At 34.0% G+C, this 17,231-nt stretch carries 15 protein-coding genes and 4 pseudogenes; 3 read left to right on the forward strand and 16 right to left on the reverse strand.

Annotated elements, in window-relative coordinates; genetic code table 11:
- Window positions 1-72 precede the first annotated feature (72 nt).
- The 5 genes from RCJ96_RS10130 to RCJ96_RS10150 form a co-directional block, all read right to left on the reverse strand.
- Window positions 73-1,515, reverse strand: a complete 1,443-nt coding sequence (locus RCJ96_RS10130; protein ID WP_446699772.1) for an SIR2 family protein — start codon at window positions 1,513-1,515, stop codon at window positions 73-75.
- Between the two features lie 413 nt (window positions 1,516-1,928).
- A complete protein-coding gene (locus tag RCJ96_RS10135; protein WP_446699773.1) occupies window positions 1,929-2,309 on the reverse strand; it encodes a DUF6262 family protein in 381 nt (126 codons plus the stop codon).
- 1 nt (window position 2,310) lies between these two features.
- The gene (locus RCJ96_RS10140; protein ID WP_446699774.1) at window positions 2,311-4,425 is read right to left on the reverse strand and encodes a tyrosine-type recombinase/integrase; all 2,115 of its coding nucleotides are present in this window, start codon (window positions 4,423-4,425) and stop codon (window positions 2,311-2,313) included.
- Between the two features lie 4 nt (window positions 4,426-4,429).
- Window positions 4,430-5,554 carry a tyrosine-type recombinase/integrase gene (locus RCJ96_RS10145; protein WP_202294826.1) on the reverse strand — a complete coding sequence of 375 codons (1,125 nt, stop codon included), beginning with the start codon at window positions 5,552-5,554 and terminating at the stop codon, window positions 4,430-4,432.
- Window positions 5,555-6,068: 514 nt separating this feature from the next.
- Window positions 6,069-6,836, reverse strand: a complete 768-nt coding sequence (locus RCJ96_RS10150; protein WP_074607532.1) for a TSUP family transporter — start codon at window positions 6,834-6,836, stop codon at window positions 6,069-6,071.
- Between the two features lie 109 nt (window positions 6,837-6,945).
- On the opposite strand from RCJ96_RS10150, the gene RCJ96_RS10155 reads away from it, so the two are divergent.
- A complete protein-coding gene (locus RCJ96_RS10155) occupies window positions 6,946-7,731 on the forward strand; it encodes a TrmB family transcriptional regulator (protein ID WP_000384608.1) in 786 nt (261 codons plus the stop codon).
- A gap of 88 nt (window positions 7,732-7,819) precedes the next feature.
- Here the strand turns inward: RCJ96_RS10155 and RCJ96_RS10160 are convergent, their stop codons facing one another.
- A complete protein-coding gene (locus RCJ96_RS10160; RefSeq protein ID WP_446699787.1) occupies window positions 7,820-8,050 on the reverse strand; it encodes a DnaB-like helicase C-terminal domain-containing protein in 231 nt (76 codons plus the stop codon).
- A gap of 7 nt (window positions 8,051-8,057) precedes the next feature.
- Window positions 8,058-8,675 (reverse strand): hypothetical protein, encoded by a 618-nt coding sequence (locus RCJ96_RS10165; protein WP_000503173.1) that lies wholly within the window; start codon window positions 8,673-8,675, stop codon window positions 8,058-8,060.
- A 172-nt stretch (window positions 8,676-8,847) separates the two neighbouring features.
- Between RCJ96_RS10165 and RCJ96_RS10170 the strand changes: the two genes are divergently transcribed.
- The gene (locus RCJ96_RS10170) at window positions 8,848-9,264 is read left to right on the forward strand and encodes a hypothetical protein (protein ID WP_446699775.1); all 417 of its coding nucleotides are present in this window, start codon (window positions 8,848-8,850) and stop codon (window positions 9,262-9,264) included.
- Window positions 9,265-9,385: 121 nt separating this feature from the next.
- Here RCJ96_RS10170 and RCJ96_RS10175 read toward each other — a convergent pair whose 3' ends face one another.
- The 9 genes and pseudogenes from RCJ96_RS10175 to RCJ96_RS10215 form a co-directional block, all read right to left on the reverse strand.
- Entirely contained in the window at window positions 9,386-9,640 is a 255-nt protein-coding gene (locus tag RCJ96_RS10175) for a DnaB-like helicase C-terminal domain-containing protein (protein WP_446699776.1), read from the reverse strand.
- A gap of 34 nt (window positions 9,641-9,674) precedes the next feature.
- Window positions 9,675-10,964 (reverse strand): replicative DNA helicase, encoded by a 1,290-nt coding sequence (dnaB, locus tag RCJ96_RS10180; RefSeq protein ID WP_446699777.1) that lies wholly within the window; start codon window positions 10,962-10,964, stop codon window positions 9,675-9,677.
- A complete protein-coding gene (locus RCJ96_RS10185) occupies window positions 10,961-11,839 on the reverse strand; it encodes a DnaD domain-containing protein (protein ID WP_446699778.1) in 879 nt (292 codons plus the stop codon). Before RCJ96_RS10185 ends, dnaB begins: the two co-directional genes overlap by 4 nt.
- A gap of 197 nt (window positions 11,840-12,036) precedes the next feature.
- Window positions 12,037-12,362 (reverse strand): annotated as a pseudogene (locus RCJ96_RS10190) (nucleoside triphosphate pyrophosphohydrolase).
- 367 nt (window positions 12,363-12,729) lie between these two features.
- The gene (locus RCJ96_RS10195) at window positions 12,730-13,974 is read right to left on the reverse strand and encodes a hypothetical protein (protein WP_446699779.1); all 1,245 of its coding nucleotides are present in this window, start codon (window positions 13,972-13,974) and stop codon (window positions 12,730-12,732) included.
- Window positions 13,964-14,554: a hypothetical protein gene (locus tag RCJ96_RS10200; RefSeq protein WP_446699780.1), complete on the reverse strand. Its 591-nt coding sequence runs from the start codon at window positions 14,552-14,554 to the stop codon at window positions 13,964-13,966. Before RCJ96_RS10200 ends, RCJ96_RS10195 begins: the two co-directional genes overlap by 11 nt.
- Window positions 14,555-15,403: 849 nt before the next feature.
- Window positions 15,404-15,601 (reverse strand): annotated as a pseudogene (locus RCJ96_RS10205) (site-specific integrase); the annotation flags it as partial.
- Between the two features lie 196 nt (window positions 15,602-15,797).
- Window positions 15,798-16,121, reverse strand: a pseudogene (locus RCJ96_RS10210) (restriction endonuclease subunit S); the annotation flags it as partial.
- A 31-nt stretch (window positions 16,122-16,152) separates the two neighbouring features.
- Window positions 16,153-16,731, reverse strand: a pseudogene (locus tag RCJ96_RS10215) (proline racemase family protein); the annotation flags it as partial.
- Between the two features lie 131 nt (window positions 16,732-16,862).
- Here RCJ96_RS10215 and RCJ96_RS10220 point away from each other — a divergent pair.
- Window positions 16,863-17,105, forward strand: a complete 243-nt coding sequence (locus RCJ96_RS10220; protein ID WP_242304049.1) for a YflJ family protein — start codon at window positions 16,863-16,865, stop codon at window positions 17,103-17,105.
- Window positions 17,106-17,231: the final 126 nt, after the last annotated feature.

The raw sequence follows: 17,231 nt of genomic DNA on the forward strand, positions 1-17,231 counted from the left end.
ACAAATTCCCTCACATTTCTCTTTATAATTTTTTATTACATTCTCTCTAACTTAACCATATATTTTAAGGAATTAATGTTTAGCTAATTGGTTAATAATTTTTACTACAGTTTCAATTAGTTCTTTAGGAGTCTTATTCGTATCTCCCAAATCAATATACAAAGGTTTTAATTCTTCAATTCCGACATAATTATCAAAATCATCCATAACCTTTTTCCATAAGACCTTAGAAGTAAAGCCAGTTGCTCCCACGGGGATTGGAATTGCTCCATTCCCAACAGAAATATCAAATTCTTCCACCATGCCATTAGCATCGATTATTTCTTGAGTCTTAGTATCGATTTTATTTCCGAATATAAAAACAGCAATACCGACATTAGAAAGCATTTCCTTACGATATTTAGTCCATAATTGAGTTCTAGATAGTTGTCCAGTTGTAACCTGTGGGAATGGTCTGCACTTGAGCCTTTCTTCTACCTTGTTATTTTGGCCTGAATAGAGTTCCTCTAATGCGCCCGAAACGATACAACTTCCTAATCCCAAACCAAATCCAGAAACAATATTATTATTATTTTTAATGAGGGCCTTGCTTAATGATGTACTAAACTCAAAAGATACCTTTTCTCCCCATTCACCATAATCACTCGCACTTCCGGATACAAATATGTTTTTTCTGGTTACCAGTGAAGCTATATGTTTTAATATTTCTGTTACTTCAGGGTAATCATCAACTAAAAGAACCTTAATACTGTACCTTTTTAGATCTTTAATTTTTAATCCTTGTTTAATTGTTGCATAACGGAATTCTTCTTCAGTATCATAATCATCTATATTTACTTTTTTCATAAAGCAATAATGCGTTCTAGCATTTTCATTTAATAGTATTCTAATCTTACTTAGGATTTGAGATAAATTAGGGTCATCAAAACTAAAACCAATAAATAAAAATGTTTTAGATACCAAGTCCCCTCGCAGTGCGGTACCAAATAACTTCCTTTTTTGATCATACCCCTCATAGTCATCTTTGGTTAGAACTGCATCATGAGGCAAAGTACTGTCACCATGCATTTTATAAACAATCGCATCACTTCCTGGTACAGAATAGCTTAAATTTTCAGGCGTTATTTTTTTGTCTACTTTCTTACCTACAGCAACTAAATTAGACTCAATTAACTGGTCGTAATTTGTTGTCCAATATGTACTTATGGGAAGTTGAGATAGAATTTTATGATTATCAGTTGTTGTTACGCTCCTGGTAAATTCATCAATTAAAATTTGGTTTATTTTACTTCTTCCATTAAACTCGTTAACATGATATTGAGCTAGGGCTATTAAATCTACTTCCTGGTCTATATCTAGTTGTAAATCTTCGGCAACTTCGCGTAATAATTCTTTCCAGTCTACATAACCAGCTGGACGTGAAAGACCTGCTCCAGCAAATATGGATGCATTTGAGTCTTGAATAGCTTTTACATAGGTTCTTAAAAATTCCTGAATACTTGGATCATACTTCAATTTTTAACGCCCTCTCTCTGTATAAAAGTAAGACTAAAATAGCGGTCATTTTTATTTGCTTAATCCGCATAATACAATTTTATCCAATTAAATAAAGATATGCAACTTTATTGATTCATTTTAACCTATTTTCAAAGTCATATAAAAAGCTCCTTCATCCTACATGCTATATTTTAAAAAATTATTAAGGCTAGCTTTTAAGGATGCTATGGAGACGCAATTATAAATTTACAAATCCATAAGGAATATGTAGTTTATGATATTAGTTTATTAGATACAGAAATACAGATAAACACTATTCTTTCCTATGATTCTATAGAAAGAATAGCGTATTTTTTCATTTTAGAGGTTATTTTGTTCTGTTAGAGATATGGCGGTCCCATAGCTTGTTAAATTACATTCCAATTCCACACTTATAGTTGTTTATAAATGTTTGCGTAACTCACTTTTAATTGCTCACGTAACTTTTTATTTTCATCTTCTAATTTTTTCATACGGCGTTTTAAGGAAGCAATAACAGCATCTTTATTATTATTATCCATTTCTCGTTTCGTCTGTTTCGGGGTAGGTACTTGTGATTGCTGTTGCCTAAGCATTTCAATTCTATTTCTCAGTTCTTCTGTATTATAAAGTGTTGCTTTTGATACACCAGCTTCTTTTGATACACTGTTAAAATTTATGCTTAGATTTGCCCGTATAAGTCTTTTAATACCCGCATCCACCTTTTGGTAGGTAGATGCCTTCCTAGATACATGGATTTCCTTCAAGTGCTTTGCACGATTGTAATCCTTCATATTAGATACCTAACCTTCTTTTCATTCTTTCTTGTCTACCAAAAATAATGTCGCCCTTTTGGATAGTTTTCAAAATGTCTTCGTAACGTGTTAAGTTGCTCTTATATTTTTCTAGCATTTCACTACGTCCTTTTTGTTTTGCTAATTCCATAGTTTTAGATGTTGTTTTTATAAGTAACTCATATTTTTGTACATCTAATTCAGAAAATCCGATAGCCAAATCCCTACAAGGGCTTCCACCATTACAAGTTAGACATGGAGGCTCTTCCATATGAGGGCAATTGCCGTTTAGACGAGCGTGACATGTCCCATACGGATTATCCATTGCATTTAATTTATGATCTTGCCACAATGCATCTAAAATGTCACTAGGTATGTTTTCAGTTGCTGTAATCTCCTGTATTTCTCCATTTAAATTAAAACTAAATACTCCTTGATTAATTACAGATTCAAAAGCTTTTCTTTTAGTATCATCCAATAGTTTTGCGTATCTTAATGTCATTTCTGGAGAAGCATGAGCTAATAATTCTTGTACTGTTAATATATCTGCGCCACCATTCAGCATTTTCACAGCATAAGTATGTCTAAATTGATGGGTTTTAAAATGGAATAACTCACCATTTTCATCTACAATGTTTGTTTCAATTGCTAATTGATTTAACCTCCCTCTAATATAACTTTGCCCAAAGGGCCTTCCTTTTCTAGAACCACGATAACGTATAAAAATAAATCCTTCAGGATTATTATCTTGATTACTATTTTCTAATGATTTTTCAGTTAACACTGCAATCATGTCTGCTAATTCATGATCAATGGGAATACGATGTCCTTTTACATTAGTCTTCTCAATATTAGTCATAATAGAATATTGACCATTTAAAACCCTCAAACAATCATCCTTTAGGCACAGTACATCCGAAATACGTAAACCAGTTTTAAACGCAATCCAAATAACCGGGATGATTTCTTCATTTAGGCTGTTAATGTTAGTAAATAATTGTTCTAATACAAAGTCTGGGATGTAATCAATTTGATCAATAGGTTTTTTTTGAAGTTTCGGGAAATCTTCTCTAAAGATTAACATGCGTACATCAGTTTGAGGGGCGATGTCGTATTTGTATAGTTGTATATCATTCAAGAATTTAGAAGTTATGGTTAGGGACTTATATATATAGTGTTCAGGATGTGCATTCTTATTTTTTAAGTTTTTTTCACAACATTTCCGTAACCATTGGATGTATCCTTCTATGTGGCTGCGCTTTAATTTTTTAATATCTATCCATGTAGATTCTACGGAAAAAATATAGAGAAAGAAGTTCGATATATATATCATGTAGTTTATTGCTGTAGAAAACCTAAAATTATTTCCGTTCAACAATCTTAGTTTAATGTATCTTTTTGCTTGTTCACGAATATTTTCATGCTCAATTTTAGTGAAATCAATATAATGTGAAGCACTACTTTTGTTATATTTAAGTCCGTATTGTTCATGAAGAATTCTAATATCCCATCGGTCTTTTTGCCATTCCTCACGAAAATCCGCCAATATGAATAACTTTGAATATAATAGACGTAAAAACGCTGCGGCTTTAGTCTTTGCATTAGAGACTATCTTGCCGTATCTTTTTGTTTTACAAGTCGTACTTCTCCCTCTTTCATTGAGCCAAAATATCCATTCTCTTTCTGCACTTTCAATATCTAAATGAAGTAAGGATGAAAGTGTTGGATATTTTCGATTAATGAATGTTATTAATAGTCTTAAATACTGCTCGACCCCTTTAAATGCGGTATACATGTTCCATTCATCCCTGAAAATCCGTTGATAAAATATATATTTTACTTCCAAATTGACCGAGGGACTTTTAAATGAGAAGGAGATATTTTTAAACTTACTCTTTAAACTCATATATTTTTGTAATGAATCACTAAATTGTTTTATTTGACCAACACGTTCAACATCCCACATATCATTAATCAAGAAATACGGATCTTGAATTTGTTGTGTTACTACTGAACCATCTTCATGAATAGTTTTCTCTGGATATGTTAATAATTCTTGTTGTAATCGTTCATGAAACCCTCTTTCACCTGTAATTATCCGTTGAGTATTTTTCACATCCTTAGTCCTTTCCTTTTTTTATATTAAGCGCAAATGCTTCTTGTGCTTTCTGCCAATCTTTCCGAATTTCTTCATCAGAAGGATGAAGATAGAGGTTCATTGTAGTTTGAATATTAGTGTGTCCCAATCGTTCTTGTACCTGTTTAATATCCTTTGTCTCTTGATAATATAATGTGGCATGTGTGTGACGAAATAGGTGAGGATGAACAGCCAGACCCGTTTTTTTTCTTAATCGCTTAAATAGAGACTCAACATCTCCATATGTCATCGGTCTACCTTTATTTTCTCCCCGTAGTTTTACAAAAACAAAATTTGTATCAATATCTAGTTCATCAATAACTTCATATTGATAATCATCATACAAATCCATTAGGGATTGTGATATAAAAATCATACGTTCACCTGTTTTTAGTTTCGCTCCATTTTCTAACTCTCCTCGATCCGTTAAACGAATTTTATGCCCCTTATAATCGAATATAAAATCCTCCATAAATAAAGAAAGCACTTCTCCAATTCGCAAACCTGTTTCAAATAGAAGTTGGATAAGAAAGGAATCTCGAATATTCGTTGTTTCCAATATGATTCTTTTTACATCCTCTTTTGTCAGTGTATTAATTCTCTTACGAGGCTCTTTAACCTTTAAAACATTCTTTAGACAAGGATTATCTTTATTTATATGATGAAGAAAGCTCCTATATCGTTTATTTCCTCCGGTAAATACATATCGCATCAACATATCCTTTGTATTTTTTGATAACTCCCCATTACGGTATAAATAATCATAAAAGTTTGTAACTACTGTAACTATAAGGTTTATTGTCTTTTCGGTTTTTCTCGCCTTTATAGGCTGAATAGGTATGACTTTGTTATTTTCATATGGGCTCCTTATCCAACCTACAAATTCTACTAAATCCTCCAATTGTATCTTGTTATAATCTTTTTTGAATTCCTGTAAATACACAAAATATTGTTTTAACGCATAACAATAAGTTTTTTGAGTGTTACTACTTTTCCCAGTATTATCTAGATATTTTAGGTATTTCATTGCTGCGAATACTGGGATACCTGTGTCATCGATTAACATATATCTTTTACCTTGTTCTAAAGTGACTTCCTGTACATGCATAGTTAATCAACTCCTTTTTCACATTAAGTTAAAAACCTCGCTACACCTCCCGCTGCGAAATATATTCTCTACTATTCAACGAATAACTAACTAAATATTCTGTACATAATAGACATACTCCTCTATATCTGTATAAGGAGTCTATTATATAACAAGAAAGTGGATACTATGCTTTATATTAAACATAGTATCCACTAATAATCTTAGTACATTTAATCCTACGGCGCGGAGTGGGTTTTTTGTTGTCCTTATCTAGAAGTTGCTTCCGCAAAAAATACGCTGAAACTTCACGTACAGTCGCTTTGACAAACTCTTTTACAAGGTCAAACAAAAAGTCCATATTATCACCCCCTTTCCTTCCAAATGGAAAGAAGGGATAACCACCCACCCTCACAATATGCAGTTGACTTTATTTTATCAAATGATTGTAAAGATATTATGTAAATAAAACAAATGAAATTTTATATAGAAAAATATGAGTTTATATTATTTTCATTCTCTTCACTTAGATTACTTACTGCACATAGTCATACAGATTTTTCGCTAACAACAAACAAGTTACTGTAATGAAAAGGGCGCGAACATACCCGCTTCCTTTTTTTATAGCAAATTTGGAGCCGGCGATTCCTCCAGCGATTTGAGCAATCCCCATTATGAAGCCATACGCATAGTTTACTTGCCCTACATACATAAACATGAACAATGCACCAACGTTACTTCCTAAATTAAGAAACTTCGCCGTACCTGCTGCTTTTAAAAAATCATACCCAATAAATAAAAGAGAAAACATTAAAAATGAACCTGTACCAGGACCTAGAAATCCATCATAAAAACCAATAACAAAAATAAAAAAGGTAAAAATAATGACGTGTCGACCAGACAATTTTTTATGAGTGGAAATACTACCCCAATCCTTTTTGAATATCGTATAAATAGCGACCACACCGAGCATGATCAGCATTAATGGCTTCAGCACTTCTGGATTCATTAAATGAACGGTCCATGCCCCTATTATGGAACCTATGAAAGTGATTGGAAATAATTTAAAAGCCGATTTCAAATCAAGGTTACCAGAACGATAAAACACAATATTACTAGTTGCACTTCCCATTGTCGATGCTAACTTATTTGTGGCTACTGCACTTGCTGGATTCAATCCTGTAAATAATAAAGCTGGTAAGGCAATCAATCCACCACCACCTACAACTGAATCAATAAATGCAGCTACAAATCCAAAAACAATCAAAATCATTAATACAGATGGGTCTAAATAAAAATCCATACTAGTAGCCTCCCCTTTAGTCACTATTGTAATAGTAACTACCAATTTGCTAAATGTAAAGAGTTATTGTAACGTTGAAATATAACAGCAAACATCGGAGGACGAAAAAGTGGACTACATAGTGCAACAGCTTAAAAAAATTGGTTTTAATGAATATGAAGCTAAATCTTATGTATCTCTTGTGAAACAAGGGCCTGTCACAGCCTATCAAGTGAGTAAAGATTCGGGTGTCCCAAGAGCGCGAATTTATGAGATTTTAGGTAACCTTGTAGAAAAAGGAATTGTCATGAAAGAAGAAATAAATGACACCACTCGCTATTCACCTCTACCTGTTGAAATCTTTTTACAGAAGGCTCAATCAGAATGGCAGTCTACTTATGAAGGAATTAGTGATTCATTAAAAAAACTAGAAACTTCTGAGGAAAAAACGGATAATCGAGTGATTACTTTAAAAGACAATCAAACAATCATTAGCTACTGTCAAACATTAATAAAAAAAGCTGAACGACGTATTGTCATTTCGATGTGGGATGAAATGTATGAAGCGTTAAAAGAGGATCTAGCTGAGGTAGCTGATAAAGTAACAGTACAAGGCATTACCTTGCATGTTGAAAATCCTATTAAAAATCTAGAAGCCCATCGTATAACAACTTATACAGAAACCCTGTCTACAGAGCATTGGTTTATTTTATCAATAGATTCTAAAGAAATGATTTATGGACCATCACTTGAAGAGCGTAATATTGCTTTTTATACAGATGACCCCGTTCATATATACTTATTAGAGGATTATGTATGGCATGATGTTTTAGTGAATCGACTTGTCCGACGTAGCCAAGATGACTTGGAGCAGTGGATTACTGCGGAGAGACGATCTTTCTTTATGGGGAAATAAGGAACATATTCAAAAAATAAAGCATAAGTGAATACAGTGGAAAACTTATGCTTTATTTTATATGCAAAGTAATACTCAAGTCTTTTCACTATTTCCCCTCCACAAACCTCCCAAACTCCTTCAAAAACCGCAGCTTAAAAATTCCCACAGGCCCATTCCGATGCTTCGCCACATGAATTTCCGTCATCTCTTTCTGCACCGTTTCCTTATCGTAATAATCTTCGCGATACATAAGCATAATGACATCCGCATCTTGCTCAATTTGTCCTGTTTCTCTTAGATCAAATAAAAGAGGTGTCACCTTATAACTATGTGACACCTCTTTTTTAAACATTTAATGTAGAATTTTTATTATTAGATTTTAAGTTTGTTTTTCTTACAATTGCCGTTATTACCTTCATTAACAATAAGGGGATAATAGCTGCGTATATAATATATATAATTCCATATTTAATAATAACCCCCAATCCATCAGTATCTCTCATTATAAAAGTGACATAATCTACATTTTCAAACAGTTCAATAACATTAGTAAATAACCTAGTGGCCAGAGCTAAACACCCTAAATAGAATAAAAAATTCATAAATCTAGAATTAGCTTTCGTTACATACATGAGTATAAATGATATAACAAATCCTATATAAATATATGTAGCGTATTCAACCGCATACGCAATAACAAGAAATCCACCGATGAAAAAAGCTATTAAACCGGCTATTAAAATAGCTAAAACTAAAAAAAATGTCCATTGTCCAGTAGGTATTGGAATCCCAACTGAATGAGTATCGTTTTGATTCGATCCTACATCCCATGTATCGCTATCAGGATCTAGTGTATACCCTCTGTCATATAACTTATTTTCTGCTTCTCGACTTGCACTTGTATTCCCTTCGTAATATAGCCGTTCTAGCTCTTCATCTGACTTATTCGAGTAATCCCCCATAAACTTCCCCCTATCAAATATTTTTTTCATTGTATTATCTCATTTATATTTATAAGTTTAAATTATTATTTATTTAATTTTCTGTTTTTTTATTTAAAAAGTAGTTATCTAAATCAATCTAGTTCGTAATATAAATAATGGAGACAAACAAAACGAGAAAGGGTGAGTTATTATGCAGTATGCAACGAATAAAAATATTTTACAAATAATATGTGGTGTCTTGCTATTATTCAGTTTCTTTTCAGCATGGTACAATACCGGAGCATTTTTATTTTCACCTTCAGAACTTATGGGGTTTAGTCGCTTTCCTTTATTTAAATTATTCTTTGTACTTCCTATACTCGGTCTCGCACACATATATTTTGGGTGGATGAAAACTTATAAACCAATCCTCCACCTTGCAAGTACGATACTGAGCATCATATTAATATATGAACTCAATCGGATGGTTAATTTTGGAACATCAAATATAGATGGGGCTGCGAATGGCTACTATATGGCTGGATTAGCCATTTTAATTTCAATCGCAAGCTTTATTTTATCTAAAAAAGAGATATCCAATGTACAAACAACTGGCAAAGAAGGTTAACTATTACGCTATAAAATATAGAGGATTCAAATTGTAAAAAGGCACCTTAAGGTGTCTTTTTACAATTTGAATCCCACTAAAATCATACGTAACTTTTTCCTAACATAAACTTCCTCTCCAACTATTTCTTCCCCTCCACAAACCGCCCAAACTCCTTCATAAACCGCAGCTTAAAACTCCCCACAGGCCCATTCCGATGCTTCGCCACATGAATCTCCGTCATCTCTTTCTGCATCGTTTCCTTATCATAATAATCCTCACGATACATAAGCATAATGACATCCGCATCTTGCTCAATTTGCCCTGTCTCTCTTAAATCAGATAAAAGAGGACGCTTATCTTGACGCGACTCTACAGAACGAGACAATTGCGACAATGTAACTTTTTCCTAACATAAACTTCCTCTCCAACTATTTCTTCCCCTCCACAAACCGACCAAACTCCTTCATAAATCTCAAATTAAAACTCCCCACAGGTCCATTCCGATGCTTCGCCACATGAATCTCCGTCATCTCTTTCTGCTTCGTTTCCTTATCGTAATAATCTTCGCGATACATAAGCATAATAACATCCGCATCTTGCTCAATTTGCCCTGTCTCTCTTAAATCAGATAAAAGAGGACGCTTATCTTGACGCGACTCTACAGAACGAGACAATTGCGACAATGCTACTACACAAACATTTAACTCACGTGCTAATAACTTAAGTTTACGAGAAATCTCACTAATCTCTTGAAAACGATTGCCCTTATGCTTCGGATCGCCCGTAATAAGCTGCAAATAATCTACAATAATTAAAATCTTTTTATCACCGTGCTTCCTCTTTAACTTACGAGTTTGCATCCAAATATCTTGCACCGTAACCCCTGCATTGTCGTAAATCTCAAGAGGTAACTCACCAATCTCCGCAAACGCCTTACTCACCCTTTCCCAGTCTTCCATCGCAAAACGATGCTTCGGATTTTTCAGCCTACCTCCTGACACTTCACCTACGCAAGAAGCTACCCTTTTCAATAATTGCTTACTACTCATCTCTAACGAAAACAACCCAACCGCCGCGCCAGACTTCGCCGCATGCAGTCCAACATTTAGCGCAAACGCTGTCTTCCCCATCGAAGGACGAGCACCGAGAACGACAAAATCTCCTTCCTGCAATCCGCACGTCATTTTATTTAGCGATGTATAACCCGTCTCAATACCAGTAATCTCTTTCGCATCTTGATGAAGCTCTTCATATAAATCAACTAGCGCATCCTTCAAATCAAACTCACATACACAGTCCTTCTCCTCTAACTCACAAAGTGCCGTAATCGTCTCACCAATAATTTTCTCACTCTTCTCTGCAATAAGACGCTCTCCCATCTTGTGCCCAAGAACACCCGCCTGATACATTTTCCAGGCACCTCGAACAAGCCCCTCATAATATGAGAAGTTGCTAGTAGTAGGCACACCATCCATTAACCCTATAAAATACTCCATTCCCCCGATCCCCTTCAAAAACTTCGGATCCACTCTAGAAGTGAACGTCACAAGATCAATCGGTTGCCCCTCATCTTCCATCTTTCGCATTAACTGAAATATAGACTTATGCACCGGCATAGAAAAATACTGCTCCGTCAAACGGCACTCCTTAATAAGCTCTCCATCAAGTAATAGAGAGCCTAACACCGTCTTTTCCGCCTCCACATTTTGAATACTCATGGACGCCACCCGCGTTCCGCTAAAAAGCGCTGCAACTCTTCCTCAGACGGCGTATTCTTCTCCCACTCCTCACACCTCGCCAAAAACTCCTCCGTCTCCACCGTACTAACAGACGACCCCTTCTTCCGGAAATTCGCAGCATCCGCCTCAACCTCAGACACTTTCGTAAACCCTTTCCCGTACCAACCACGCAAAATCCCCTTCACATAAGCCATCTTCCGATTTTTATTCTCATACGAAATTTGAAGAGCCTTCAGCACCAGCTCCTCTGACAAATCATTCATCCATGCATTCAATTCCTCCACCGTAAAAGGAGACAAACTACCAAAATGTTGCTCATAAAACGTGAACACCTTACTTCCCGTCTCTTCCTGAACAACCTCTTCTTCCTCTTCTTCCTCTTCTTCCTCTGCCTCCTCACAAGCCGGCTCTACATCATCCATAGCCAAATCACCAGGCATACCGAAATGCGCTAAAAGCATCGGAACATTCAGCTCCTCCTCTACGCACTTCTGAAGAAACATATGTACAAACTCCTTATTCTTCACACCCTTCAGCTCACGAAGCACACACTTCTCTACATTCGTATTCGTCACCGGATTATAACGAAGCCAATTCAAAACGAATAACTCCCGCGTATCCGCATCATAAAGAATCTTCCCATAATCAACAAAGCGCTGCACAAGCTTATCAACAGTCTCCCGATTATAACCAGTCTCCATCTCAGCTAACCGCTTCGGAAAAGGAAAAATCCCGCACTGCGTCGTCTTCGAACAAGTTAATAAGTAAACATAAAAATACCGCTCCTCCGGCGTCAAATCCAAAACAAAATCATCCTGCCAAAAATTCACCTGCACAGTACGATACACCGCCATCCTAATTCCTCCCGTCCTAATTCAAAAATGAAAATTTCCTCTTTGTACTATATATAGGAAGGAGGGCCAGGTTTTTGGCGTGTTATTTCAAAATTTTTTTCGACTCCTACTACGTTGTTTGTTGGTGTTTTTGTTTTGTTATGTTTTTTCTTAGTGATTTATTACTTGGTAGGGGCTTGTAAGGGGCTTAGGAGGGGCTAGTTATCGGTTACTTCGATTAGGAAGACTCGATTTGAGAAGCCACCTCGTTCTTCTGCTTTCTTTTACGGATGTTGTTGATTTCTTCTAGTGTTGAGCCTTCGTGTTCGGCTAGGGCGTTTATTAGTTCTAGTAGGTCTGATAGTTCTTCTAGTTTATGTTCTTTAGTATTTGCTTCTAGATATTCGGTTAGTTCTTCTTGTGTTTTTTTGCAGAGTTCTTTTATGTATTCGTCTTGGGATAGGATTCTTGTTGTGGGTGTTTTTCCGTTAGCTTTTATGATTTGTGGGATTTTGTCTCGGATTAGTTTGTTGTAAGTTGGCAGGTGTGGGGGCCGTTAATTTTTTCTTATATAAACATTATTTTCTTCTCCCTTATACGGCAATGTTTTTAAAATACTCCTTAATTGACTGCATAAGTCGTTATATTTCATCAAACACCCCAATTTCAAAGGAAAAAGACACCTGTTATGGGTGCCCACAGTTTTAAAATGTGATTGTATGACTAAGCTCATATGCGCTACCTTTTATACTAAAAGACTCTTTGTATGAACTAGTTGAATCATTTCATTTGTCTTGAAAAAATTTTAATTAAATTTACTATATTCCCAACGAAATAGTCATCTATTAGAGTATCTCTATGATATAAATTTCATTAATATTCCAGATTAGTTTAAGAGCACTTCAATAAAATTAATCTGCTATTTCCACACCTAATGTACCATTCATAAATCCATTTGCTTCAAAGTTTTTCTGTAATGCTCCTTCAATCTTAGTTTCAATACTAACTAATGAATTTTGTATTACAGTGCTAACAACAAGTTCTTGCTCTTGCTCTTGCTCTTGCTCTTGCTCTTGCATAATAGATTCTAATTCCAACTTAGTTTTTTTCCAATTTTCGATAACTTGTATTCGCAATTCATCTGCATTATTTGTAGAATCATTTTCCAAAATATCATTTTCATCTGCATATTCAGCTTCTAAATCTTCCAATTCTTCATCCGAATAATCATCTTCCAATTTTTGTTTATCCAATTTATTTGCATATACTTGATGAATTAAATTTAATAATGCATATCCTGCAAAAAAACAAATTGTAAAAGGACTATTATGCTTTACTTCCTTTAAATCTACCTGTCTTTCATCGAAAGAATTCCGTTTGATAAAGTTTACTCCCAAAATGTCAATACAATTTAATTCTTCATTAATGACTGCTACTATAGGTCTCGTACTATTTATAAATAAACTACCAAATTTATCTATGTATTTCTTCTTGAGATTATTATATCTTTCTTGTTTCTCCAAAGTACTCTCTTTTAAAGAGTTATCTTTAAGAAGATTTTCCATTAAAATATATTCATCAATTTCATTATTTACTTTAATATTTTTCTTTTCTAATCTCTCAAAAAGGTCCTCACACTTTTTGTGTAATGTTTCATACCTCTTTTTATCTTTAACTCGTTTTAAAGAAACATTAATGTACTTTTTCAACTTTTCGATACTAATATCTTCATTTGTGATATTATCTATTGCTTCATTAATAAACTCATGTAATTCATCTTTCTTTAAGATTATTCCTTCTGCATTAAAGGCTGTATACAATTTAGAAAACACTTCAAATACATTATAAATTGCATATACCCTCTTATTCGGATACAGAGAGATAGGTTTCCCTAGATGGTATAAGTTTTTCACCCCTGTTTCTGATTTTAAATTATGTTTCCCTAAATATTCATATCTTTTATGAATACTAAAGGATTTATCAAAAATAATTATCTGATGGCTTTTTACACCATTATCTAGTAATCTATGAATTTCATTTATTATTTCTTTTTTATAGTTTAAAAAAGAGATTTTATCGACAAAATCGGTAACCCTCCAAGATTTCAGATGCTCATTTTTATCTTGTATCAAAGTGAATTTGTATCTATTCGCCATTATTCTTCCTCTTTTCCAATTCTTCTTGTAATTTCTCTACTGTTTTTGTAGCTTCTTCTAAGTACTTAACTAATTCAATATTATGTTCCTTCAAACACCTATTTTTTTCTTGATATTTCATTTTTCCTTCTTGGAATTTTAATTTTTCCTCTGCTTCTTTTAAATATTTCTTATGATTTACTTCGGCTTTTTTCTTTTCTTTCATCAATGCATTTACACTATATACATCACTTGTTTTAAATGACCATAAAGTTATAGCAATACCAATAAGCAATAAAGCATTTGTATCCACTTTATTTATCAAACCTTCTAATACATCATAATATTTAAAACCACTTGCTAAAAAAGCAGTGATTATCATTAAAATTCCAATTAAAACATTAATTTTTCTAAAAAACTTTATAGTATGATCGTTCATTTTACTTGTTACAGAACCTTGATTCACACATGAAACAGTAAGGAAAAATGCACCGATATTAATTACATTGAGCTGAAAATTGTCAAAGTTATAAAACCCTATACCAAGTAATACTCCTAAAAACATGAGTATTATCGGGGCTGAATTTTCTTTAAAAATCATTTTATCCCTCCTATACTTATATAGTTTATTTTTTACTTATCAATTTTCCTTAATTGAAATAAAGTGATATTTATATCCTTTTTTGTGTATCCTTATTAATCATCATCCTTAATAAGGATATATTTCCTATAATAGAAAATATAATTATTTTTTACAAAAAATCCAGATACTAGAATATTATTTTACATTTTACAACTTCCATAATAATTAATACCTTGAATAAAAAAGAAAAAGACACTTGTTGTAAGTGCTTTATTTTATGATTATTTGATTTGCCGGTTACATCATTCTGTTCTTTGATCACTATATATAGTTGCTCTACTTATTTTTTATCTCCGCAATTCTCTTTACTGTCATTTTGTTAATTTCCTACTGCTAAATAATACAATTGCATATTTCAAACCTTAATTTTTTCTGTTTTTCACCCCTACCTTTTACTTCCATTCTACCAACATTTCCACTTATTTACTAGATAAGAATTTTTGCTTTTACATCGCCAAACCTTAATAAATCTCCTAAACAAAACTATATATTAGTATGGATTTATTTGCATCGATATCCTTATCGAAAATAGCAGCCCTTATAAAGGATACAAATTAAAAATACTTAGAGAAAATTCTAAGACCTCGACACAAGTATTTTTAACTGTTCTTGTATATAAATGTAGGTACTAATACCGCTATAAATACCGTATATTATATTCCTTATGAAAATTCGCTTAGAGTGCATAAGATGGTGTGCTTATATTCTGCTCATCATACAAATCAAATCAACTCACCTCTATCTCTCGTTCTTCACTAGTAATTCACCTTGTATACAATTATTTCACATCGCTAAGGCATTTTCTTAGTATTCCTCACCTTGATTCAGCTTCTCTTTCAACACGGTTACTCTATGCTTTTTTAACCTCGCAACTGTTGATGCGGTTAGTAGTATTTTAAAACTTGATTATATCTTTTCTCTAAGCAAGAACGTCTTCCCATCATGACTTAATGTTTGGTTAATGGTTAAATGTCCTTTTTCTAAATCAACATCTTTCCACCATAACTTAGCAATTCATCCCTTTCATATTCCAGTCATAAGAACCAATGGAGGGAACCAGGAGGCCCTGAGGTGTTTAGTTTGGAAACCCCTTCATTTTAAGAAGTCCTTGTTGCAGTCAACTCCAAAAAGGACTTCTTAAAATGAAGTCCTTTTTGGAAGTATAACTATATATCCAAGTGTTAAAATATGGTTTCACAGCCTAGTTTTCAACTATGGCTTGCTCATTCATCAATTGTGGTAGTAGCCAGTCTCTAAGATCCATTAAATTTTGATTTTCTCTTGTATTACTGGCAATTAAGTTAAACATTGGCTGTATTTTTCTGTTAAATAATTCTACTTCCTGTTCGGATGGAATATAAATCTTTCTATTTTTAAGAAGGGGCTTTTGCAAATGTTTTAGCCCTGTCCCCTGGAAGAACTTCACATTAAGTTCTGGCGTAATAGATTTTAGCATCAGGAAAAGATAATCTTCCATCCCATTTTTCGCAGTAATACACCATGTATCAGTGGAATAGGCAGATTTCCCGACGTAAAACTTAACGTCAGCATTACCCTAAGTCTTTAAAATCAACTTTCAAACTAAATTCTTTACTATCCACAACAGCGTAAAAAGCTCCGCCAAATGCGATATCTACTTGAAACTCATAGTCATCTATTTTAATAGGAACGTCTTTTTTGTATACAAATGAAGGAACGTTTTCAAATGATACGGACTCTACTTCACTCCCCCTATATGTTGCGTACGCAATGACTTCCCCAGCAGGGCTATCAATAATGAAATTTTGTTTCTCACCTGTCACTTCAAACATACCTGTCTCAATTCCGACTGTAATAACAGCGATAATGCCGTGTCCACACATCGTACTCCATCCTTCATTGTGCATAAATAACACACCAAAATCAGCGTGAGCACTCGCAGGCGGAGTAATAATACAACCGTACATACCGTGATGTCCTCTCGGTTCATACATAAGAACCTCGCGAAGATGATCCAAATGTTCTATGCAATATGCACGTCTTTCTAGCTGCGTTTCTCCCTTTATTTCTGGCACGCCTCCTGTAATAATTCGAAGTGGTTCCCCAGCTACGTGAGCATCAATTGTCGTATACACTTTACTAACCTTCATTTCCATCTCTCCCCTTTATGTTGATACTCTTTTTATTGCAAATATCATGCCAACGCATAGGGTATAAATTTGTATACATTGTTTAAAAAAGCATACACTACTGTCTATTTTTTTATACACGATCCAGAAGCTATTTTATGGAACCACTTGATACAGCCAGGCTTATTATTTTCACTGGAAAGTTACTTCCATCCCCAACATATACTGTTCAAAAGCAAAAAGGAAGTGATCCAATGTACTACGGAACAAAAGGCTGGTACGTAGCTGAACTAAAAAAATTAGGCGTACGTTATCATGAAGGACGCAAACTAGAAAGTTACCGCGGACACATCTTGCGCAATTTACTACTTGCACAACAAGAGAAATTAAAAGAACAGTAATATACTAATGTAACGATATCGACGATTCTCGGAATATATCAGCGATTTCACACAATATATCGGCGATTTTTTAAATTTATCGACGATTCGACATGGAATATCGACTTACCGACAATTTTCGCCAAA

Source organism: Bacillus sp. BSL6 (assembly GCF_052928345.1).

Excerpts from the sequence above, each read along its gene's own strand:
- RCJ96_RS10135 (WP_446699773.1), bottom strand. The coding sequence starts at position 2,309 with ATGAAGGATTACAATCGTGCAAAGCACTTGAAGGAAATCCATGTATCT.
- RCJ96_RS10145 (WP_202294826.1), bottom strand. The coding sequence starts at position 5,554 with ATGCATGTACAGGAAGTCACTTTAGAACAAGGTAAAAGATATATGTTA.
- RCJ96_RS10150 (WP_074607532.1), bottom strand. The coding sequence starts at position 6,836 with ATGGATTTTTATTTAGACCCATCTGTATTAATGATTTTGATTGTTTTT.
- RCJ96_RS10165 (WP_000503173.1), bottom strand. The coding sequence starts at position 8,675 with ATGGGGGATTACTCGAATAAGTCAGATGAAGAGCTAGAACGGCTATAT.
- RCJ96_RS10170 (WP_446699775.1), top strand. The coding sequence starts at position 8,848 with ATGCAGTATGCAACGAATAAAAATATTTTACAAATAATATGTGGTGTC.
- dnaB (WP_446699777.1), bottom strand. The coding sequence starts at position 10,964 with ATGAGTATTCAAAATGTGGAGGCGGAAAAGACGGTGTTAGGCTCTCTA.
- RCJ96_RS10185 (WP_446699778.1), bottom strand. The coding sequence starts at position 11,839 with ATGGCGGTGTATCGTACTGTGCAGGTGAATTTTTGGCAGGATGATTTT.
- RCJ96_RS10195 (WP_446699779.1), bottom strand. The coding sequence starts at position 13,974 with ATGGCGAATAGATACAAATTCACTTTGATACAAGATAAAAATGAGCAT.
- RCJ96_RS10200 (WP_446699780.1), bottom strand. The coding sequence starts at position 14,554 with ATGATTTTTAAAGAAAATTCAGCCCCGATAATACTCATGTTTTTAGGA.
- RCJ96_RS10220 (WP_242304049.1), top strand. The coding sequence starts at position 16,863 with ATGGAACCACTTGATACAGCCAGGCTTATTATTTTCACTGGAAAGTTA.